Origin of the sequence: Pseudoxanthomonas sp. CCNWLY206-1 (assembly GCF_039710385.1) — a bacterium.
Lineage (GTDB): Bacteria > Pseudomonadota > Gammaproteobacteria > Xanthomonadales > Xanthomonadaceae > Pseudoxanthomonas_A.
In genome coordinates, this window is record NZ_JBDKXI010000006.1 from 329,695 (window position 1) to 337,298 (window position 7,604).

The following is a 7,604-nucleotide window of genomic DNA, read 5'->3' on the forward strand; positions in this document are numbered from 1 at the left end:
AGAGATGATTCAACGCAACCTTCGGGACAAGGCACGTTTATCGATGCTGCGTTGCGCTGCGCTCAGCGCCGCGTTGATGTTGCTTGCAGCGTGCAAGCCGGCCGAAGAAACGCCCGCACCAGCTGATGTCAAGGCAGACGTCAAGGCCGAGGCAAAGCCGGTAACCCAGGTAGCCGCGGAAGCGCCGATCCCCAAGCTGGTGACCGAGAATGGCCGCCACGCGCTGCTGGTCGATGGCCAGCCGTTCCTGATCATGGGCACCCAGGTCAATAACTCCAGCAACTATCCGGAAGCGCTGAAAGACGTCTGGCCGGCGATTGATGTGGTCAAGCCGAATACGGTGATGGTGCCGATTGCCTGGGAACAGATCGAACCCAAGGAAGGGCAGTTCGACTTCTCTTTCGTGGACACGCTGCTGGCGCAGGCGCGCGAGCACGACGTGCGTTTGGTGTTGCTGTGGTTCGCGACCTGGAAGAACAACGGCCCCAACTACGCGCCAGCGTGGGTCAAGCTGGACAACAAGCGCTTCCCGCGCGTGATGACCGCCGACGGACGCACGCTGAACTCGCTGTCGCCGCTAGGCAAGGACACGTTGGAAGCGGACAAGAAGGCGTTCGTGCAGCTGATGCGCCACCTGAAACAGGTGGACCCGCAGCGCACCGTCATCATGATCCAGCCCGAGAACGAACCGGGTACCTATGGCGCGCCACGCGATTTCTCTCCGCTGGCGCAGCAGGCGTTCGATGCGGCGGTGCCGGATGCGCTGATCAAGCGCATGAGCAAGACGCCGGGCACCTGGAAAGAGGTGTTCGGCAACGACGCGGATGAGTACTTCCACGCTTGGCACGTCGCGCATTTCATCGACCAGGTCGCGGCCGCAGGCAAGGCCGAGTATCCATTGCCGATGTACGTGAACGCCGCGCTGCGTGATCCGTTCACTCCAGGCCTGCCGGGCCAATACGAAAGCGGCGGCCCCACCGACAACGTGCTGGACATCTACAAGGCCGCCGGACCCAACCTCGATCTGCTGGCGCCGGACATCTACCTGCGCGAGTACGAGAAGTACACGACGGTGCTGGACCGCTATTCACGCGAGGACAATGCCTTGTTCGTCGCCGAAACCGGCAACGACACCGACTTCGCCCGCTATTTCTTCGCTGCATTGGGTCAGCAAGCGATCGGCTGGTCGCCGTTCGGCATCGACTACACGCGCTATTCCAACTATCCGTTGGGCGCCAAGAAGATGAACCCGGAAACGCTGGAGCCGTTCGCGCTGAACTATCGCCTGGTGCGTCCTGCCGCGCGGGTGCTGGCCAAGCTGAGTTTCGAAGGCAAGGTGCGTGGCACGGCGGAGCAAGGCGGCGAGCCGGTACAGACGTTGAAACTCAATGACCGCTGGAACGCGGTGGTCACCTATGGCGTGCCGCAGTTCTGGTACCAGGGCGAACCGCCAGGCAATCCCAAGCCGACGGGCGCCGCGTTGATCGCCGAGGTGGGCCCGGATGAATTCCTGGTTACGGCCTACCACGCTCGCGTCACTATCGTGGCCGCCGATCCGGCGGTAGCGGCACGGCAGATCTATGATCGCGTTGAGGAAGGCACGTACGAGAACGGCGAATGGAAGTTTCGCCGCGTCTGGAACGGCGACCAGACCGATTACGGCCTGAATTTCTCCAGTGCCGATCAGATGTTGAAAGTGAAGTTGGCGACGTATTGATTTGTAGAGCGGAGCTTGCTCCGCTGAGAGTTTCCGACGTCACGTAAGTTTGAAAATTTCCGGAGCCGAGCCCCCCCCAGGGGATGTAACAAGCTCGGCTCTACAAGACATCCGGAGCCGGTAATTCTGGTTCCACGAGATTTTCCGGAACCGATGAACTCGGCTCCACATGAGGAGTGAAACGATGCGTTACTTGATGGGGTTGGCTTTACCGCTGGTGGCACTGCTCGCCGGTTGCGGCGGTGCGGATGCCGAGGCGGGCCGTAGCGATGCCACTGCGCAGCACTACGAGAAAATCGAAGATGGCGTGATCGTGCGTCCCACGACCAAGGGCGCGGCCGCGGTCCGTCTGGAAGTGGTCAGCGATGGCGTGATTCGCGTCAGCGCCGATCCGGATGGCGACTTCGTCCGCACGCCCAGCCTGATGCGGGTGGAAGATGCGGGCAAGGCAGCGCCGGAATTCAAAGTCGCCGAGCAGGATGGCCACCTGCGTCTGAGCACGGCCCGCGTCACCGCGGACGTGTCGTTGAGCAGTGGCCGGGTGGCGTTCTTCGATGCGGCCGGCAAGCCGATCCTCTCCGAAGTCGATGGCGGCCGCAGCTTCGCCCCGCTGGAAGTCGAGGGCAAGTCCTACCTCAGCGTGCGCCAGCGTTTCGAATCGCCGGACGATGAAGCCATCTACGGTTTCGGCCAGCACCAGCAGGGCTGGATGAACCAGAAGGGCCGCGACGTCGAGCTGCTGCAGCACAACGTGGACATGGCGGTGCCGTTCCTGGTGTCCAGCCGTAACTATGGTTTGTTGTGGGACAACAATGCGATCACCCGCATGGGCGATCCGCGCGGCCTGCAGCCGCTGCCGAAGAGCCTGAAGCTGTACGACGCCAAGGGCGAGGAAGGCGCGCTGACCGCGCGCTATTCGCTCAACGGGGTTCAAAAGGTCGAGCGCCGCGAGACCGAGGTGAACTACCAATACATCAAGGACCTGGCCAATTACCCGGCGGAGGCCTCCAGCAAGACCCAGCCGATGCAGGTCACCTGGGAGGGCGAGATCGAAGCGCTCAGCTCGGGCCGTCATACGTTCTCTCTGTATTCCAGCGAATACGCCAAGCTGTGGGTCGACGGCAAGCTGGTGATCGACCGCTGGCGCCAGAACTGGAACCCGTGGCATCACGAGTTCGCGCTGGATCTGGAGCAGGGCAAGCGCCACAAGTTGAAGATCGAGTGGAAACTGATCGATCCCAGCTACATCGCACTGCTGCATCGTGACCCATTGCCTGCTGCCGAAGCCAAGGACCTGTCGCTGTGGTCCGAAGCCGGACAGATGGTCGATTACTACTTCGTTGCCGGCGACTCGGCCGATCAGGTCATCGCGGGCTATCGCCAGCTGACCGGCAAGGCGGTGATGTTGCCGAAGTGGGCCTACGGTTTCTGGCAGAGCCGCGAGCGCTACAAATCACAGGATGAACTGGTCGGTGCCGTTGCCGAATACCGCAAGCGCCAGCTGCCCATCGACAACATCGTGCTCGACTGGTCGTACTGGCCGGAAGACGCCTGGGGTTCGCACGATTTCGACAAGAAGCACTTCCCCGATCCGGATGGCATGGTCAAGCAGGTGCATGACATGCACACGCAGATCATGATTTCGGTGTGGCCCAAGTTCTATCCGACCACCGCCAACTACAAAGAGTTGGATGCGGCCGGTTTCATGTACAAGCGCAATGTCGAAGTGGGCGAGAAGGACTGGATCGGCAAAGGCTATCTGAGCTCGTTCTACGACCCATACTCGGAAAAAGCGCAGGCCATCTTCTGGCGCCAGATGAACGAGAAGCTCAACAGCAAGGGCTTCGATGCATGGTGGCTGGATGCGGACGAACCTGACCTGCATTCCAACATCGACATCGGCGAGCGCAAGGCCCGTACCACGCCGACCGCGTTGGGCCCGTCCACCGAGTTCTTCAATTCCTTCCCGTTGCCGCACACGCAGGGCGTCTATCGCGGCGACCGTGCCGCCGACCCGGACAAGCGCGTGTTCATCCTGTCGCGCAAAGGCTATGCCGGCACCCAGCGCAACGCCGTGGCGGTATGGAGCGGCGATATCGTCTCGCGTTGGGACGACATGCGCGACCAGGTGTCCGCGGGCGTGAATCTGTCGATGTCGGGCCTGCCGAACTGGACGTTCGATGCGGGCGGTTTCGCAGTCGAGAAGCGCTACGAAAACCAGGACCCGGCGCATCTGCCGGAGTGGCGCGAACTCAACACGCGCTGGTTCCAGTTCGGCGCGTTCGTGCCGCTGTTCCGTTCGCATGGCCAGTTCCCGTACCGCGAGATCTGGAACATCGCACCGGAAGGCACGCCGTACTACGACAGCATGGCCTACTACAACCGCCTGCGTTACACGCTGTTGCCGTACGTCTACACGCTGGCGGGCGATACCTATCACCACGACGGCAGCATGATGCGTGGCATGGCGATGGATTTCCCGGGCGATCCCAAGGTCCGTGACATCAACGACCAGTACCTGTTCGGGCCGGCGTTCCTGGTGGCTCCGGTGACCACGTTCAAGGCAACGCAACGTCCGGTCTATTTGCCGGCCGGCAGCGCCTGGTACGACTTCTATACCGGTCAGCGCCACGATGGTGGCCAGGCGCTTCAAGCCGCCGCACCACTGGAACGCATGCCGTTGTTCGTCCGTGCCGGTTCGATCATCCCGACCGGTCCGGTGCAGCAGTACGTGGACGAGAAGAAGGACGCCCCGCTCACCGTGGTGGTCTATACCGGTGCCGATGGCGAGTTCTCGCTGTACGAAGACGACGGCAAGGGCTACGGCTACGAGAAAGGCGAGTTCAGCCGCATTCCGCTGACGTGGAATGAAAAGACCGGCGAACTGAGTATTGGTGCACGCCAGGGTTCGTTCCCCGGCATGCAGGCCAAGCGCGAAGTCCGCGTCCGCTGGATCAGTGGTCCACGCGCCGATGCCGGCACGCTGGAACCGGCGACCGATGCCACCGTGCAGTACGACGGCAAGGCGATCACCGTGAAGCAGTCGGAGAAGAAGTGACATGAGCGTCGATCCGACCCGGCGCGAATTGTTCAAGGCGGTGGGCGCGGGACTCGCGCTCGCTGGCTTGGCGCCATCGGCGGTGAGGGCGGCGACGCCCTCACCCGCCATGGGCAGCGCCGGGGAGGATGCGCTCAAACTGTGGTATCGCCGGCCGGCGACGCGTTGGGTGGAAGCGTTGCCGTTGGGCAATGGTCGACTGGGCGCGATGGTGTGGGGCGGTATCGAACACGAACGCCTGCAGCTCAACGAAGACACGTTGTACGCAGGTGGTCCGTACGAAGCGGATACTTCCGGCGCGCTGGAAGCGCTGCCGGAAGTACGCCGGCTGATCTTCGCCGGCGAATACGCCAAGGCCGAAGCGCTGGCCAACGCCAAGATGATGGCGCGGCCGCTCAAGCAGATGCCGTACCAGCCGCTGGCCGACGTGGTGCTTGATTTCCGCGATATCCCGGATACCAACGACTATCGCCGTGAACTCGATCTGGATACGGCGATCACGCGCACGCAGTTCAATACCTGGAAGACCGCGCACACGCGCGAAGCCTTTGTTTCGCCGGTCGACCAATGCATCGTGATGCGTGTAGCCACGGATCGGCCTGGCGCGATCAATCTGCGGATATCGCTGGACAGCGACCAAGAGACCGAAGTGTCGGTGGAAGACGGCGCCCTGCTGTTGCGTGGCCGCAACTCGGAGCGGCGTGGCATCGAGGGCAAATTGAAGTTCGCCACGCGCGTGCGTGCGATTCCCCGTGGCGGCTCATTGCAGATCCGCGGCGGCCGCATCGAGATCGAAAATGCGGATGAAGTGGTGCTGCTGGTCACCGCGGCTACCAGCTATCGCCGTTACGACGATGTCAGCGGCGACCCGGAGGCGATCACACGCCGGCAGCTCGCGGGCGCGCAGAAGCGCGGTTACGAAGCGCTGAGGGCAGCGCACATCGCCGAGCACCAACGTCTGTTTCGTCGGGTTGCCATCGATCTGGGAAGTAGCGAAGCAGCGAAGCTTCCCACTGACGAACGCGTCGAGCATTTCGCTAACGGCGGCGATCCCGCGCTGGCCGCGCTTTACCATCAGTACGGCCGTTATCTGCTGATCTCCAGTTCCCGTCCCGGTACGCAGCCCGCGAACCTGCAGGGCATCTGGAACGATCTGATGGATCCGCCGTGGGAAAGCAAATACACGATCAACATCAACACCGAAATGAACTACTGGCCCAGCGAGGCCAATGCGTTGCCCGAATGCGTGGAACCGCTGGAGGACATGCTGTTCGACCTGGCGGAAAAAGGCGCGCGGCGGGCCAAGGAAATGTACGGTGCGCCCGGTTGGGTCGTGCACCACAACACCGACCTGTGGCGACAGACCGGGCCCATCGATGGCGCGGAGTGGGGGCTGTGGCCGATGGGCGGCGCATGGCTGCTGCAGCAGTTGTGGGACCGCTGGGACTACGGTCGCGACGAGGCTTACCTTCGGAAAATCTATCCACTGTTCAAAGGCGCGGCGGAGTTCTTTGCCGCCACGCTGGTGCGCGATCCGGGTACCGGCGAGATAGTCACCAACCCATCGATATCGCCCGAGAATATTCATCCGCACGGCGCCGCTCTATGTGCGGGACCGGCGATGGATTCGCAACTGCTCCGCGATCTGTTCGCGCAATGCATCCAGGCGGCGGGTCTGCTGGGTGTGGATGCTGGTTTCGCACAGCAGTTGAAACAACTGCGCGAGCAACTGCCGGCTGACCGTATCGGCAAAGCGGGCCAACTGCAGGAATGGCGCGAAGACTGGGACATGCAGGTGCCGGAGATCCATCACCGGCACGTCTCGCATCTTTATGCCTTGCATCCGAGTTCGCAGATCAACGTACGCGACACGCCGAAACTCGCGGCGGCAGCGAAGCGTTCGCTGGAAATCCGTGGCGACGACGCCACCGGCTGGGGCATTGGCTGGCGCCTGAATCTGTGGGCGCGGTTGGGCGATGGCGAGCACGCGATGCAGATCCTGCGCATGCTGCTGGGTCCGCAACGGACTTACCCGAACCTGTTCGATGCCCATCCACCGTTCCAGATCGATGGCAACTTCGGCGGCACCGCAGGCATTACCGAAATGCTGCTGCAAAGCTGGGGCGGTTCGATCTTCCTGCTGCCGGCCTTGCCCGCGGAATGGCGCGCCGGTGCCGTGCGTGGCCTCAAGGTCCGCAACGCGGCAGGGGTGGATCTGAGCTGGAAGAACGGCAAGCTGGACAATGCGTTGCTGCGTAGCGAACGTGGCGGCACCTACAACGTGGTCTATGGCGGTCAAACATTGGATATCGAGTTGAAAGCAGGCGAATCGGCTGAACTTCGCCTCAAGAACGGCAAGTTGGTGAAGGCGTGAACGGCCATCCCGCACAAACACAGCGCGGAAGCCATGCATGCTCTCGCTCTCGTAGAGCGGGGCTGCGCCCCGCGATAGCGACGGGTCGGTAGCAATGAGGCCGTCGCAACGGCAGGCGATCGTGAATAGTCGAGCAAGCTCGGCTCCACATACTTTTGGGAAGGCTTTTTTATGAATCTCGTCGCAGGCCTCGATGCCGGCACCCAAAGCATCAAGCTGGTGGTCTACGACCCTGAGCAGCGGCAGGTGGTCGCCACCACCAGCGCGCCCCTGGAACTGATCAGCGCTGACGACGGCAGCCGCGAGCAGCACGCGTCGTGGTGGCTCGAGGGCGTGCGCGCCTGCTTCGCGCAACTGGATGCGGCCACCCGCGCCGGCATCGCGGCGATTGCGGTGTCGGGCCAGCAACACGGTTTCGTCCCGCTGGATGCCGAGGGCAACGTGCTGGCGCCCGC

The 7,604-nt window shown here is 62.7% G+C and carries 4 protein-coding genes; all 4 read left to right on the top strand.

Going from position 1 to position 7,604, the window contains the following annotated elements:
• The first annotated feature begins 4 nt into the window (after positions 1 to 4).
• Positions 5 to 1,717 carry a DUF5597 domain-containing protein gene (locus AADW18_RS15430; RefSeq protein WP_337344273.1) on the top strand — a complete coding sequence of 571 codons (1,713 nt, stop codon included), beginning with the start codon at positions 5 to 7 and terminating at the stop codon, positions 1,715 to 1,717.
• Positions 1,718 to 1,901: 184 nt separating this feature from the next.
• The gene (locus AADW18_RS15435; protein WP_337344274.1) at positions 1,902 to 4,775 is read left to right on the top strand and encodes a TIM-barrel domain-containing protein; all 2,874 of its coding nucleotides are present in this window, start codon (positions 1,902 to 1,904) and stop codon (positions 4,773 to 4,775) included.
• Position 4,776: 1 nt separating this feature from the next.
• Entirely contained in the window at positions 4,777 to 7,149 is a 2,373-nt protein-coding gene (locus AADW18_RS15440; protein ID WP_337344275.1) for a glycoside hydrolase family 95 protein, read from the top strand.
• A gap of 171 nt (positions 7,150 to 7,320) precedes the next feature.
• Positions 7,321 to 7,604, top strand: a 284-nt coding sequence (locus tag AADW18_RS15445) for an FGGY family carbohydrate kinase (RefSeq protein ID WP_337344276.1), incomplete at its 3' end; no start/stop codon positions are given.

Coding starts and splice junctions, on each gene's coding strand:
- AADW18_RS15440 (WP_337344275.1), top strand. CDS start 4,777: ATGAGCGTCGATCCGACCCGGCGCGAATTGTTCAAGGCGGTGGGCGCG.
- AADW18_RS15435 (WP_337344274.1), top strand. CDS start 1,902: ATGCGTTACTTGATGGGGTTGGCTTTACCGCTGGTGGCACTGCTCGCC.
- AADW18_RS15430 (WP_337344273.1), top strand. CDS start 5: ATGATTCAACGCAACCTTCGGGACAAGGCACGTTTATCGATGCTGCGT.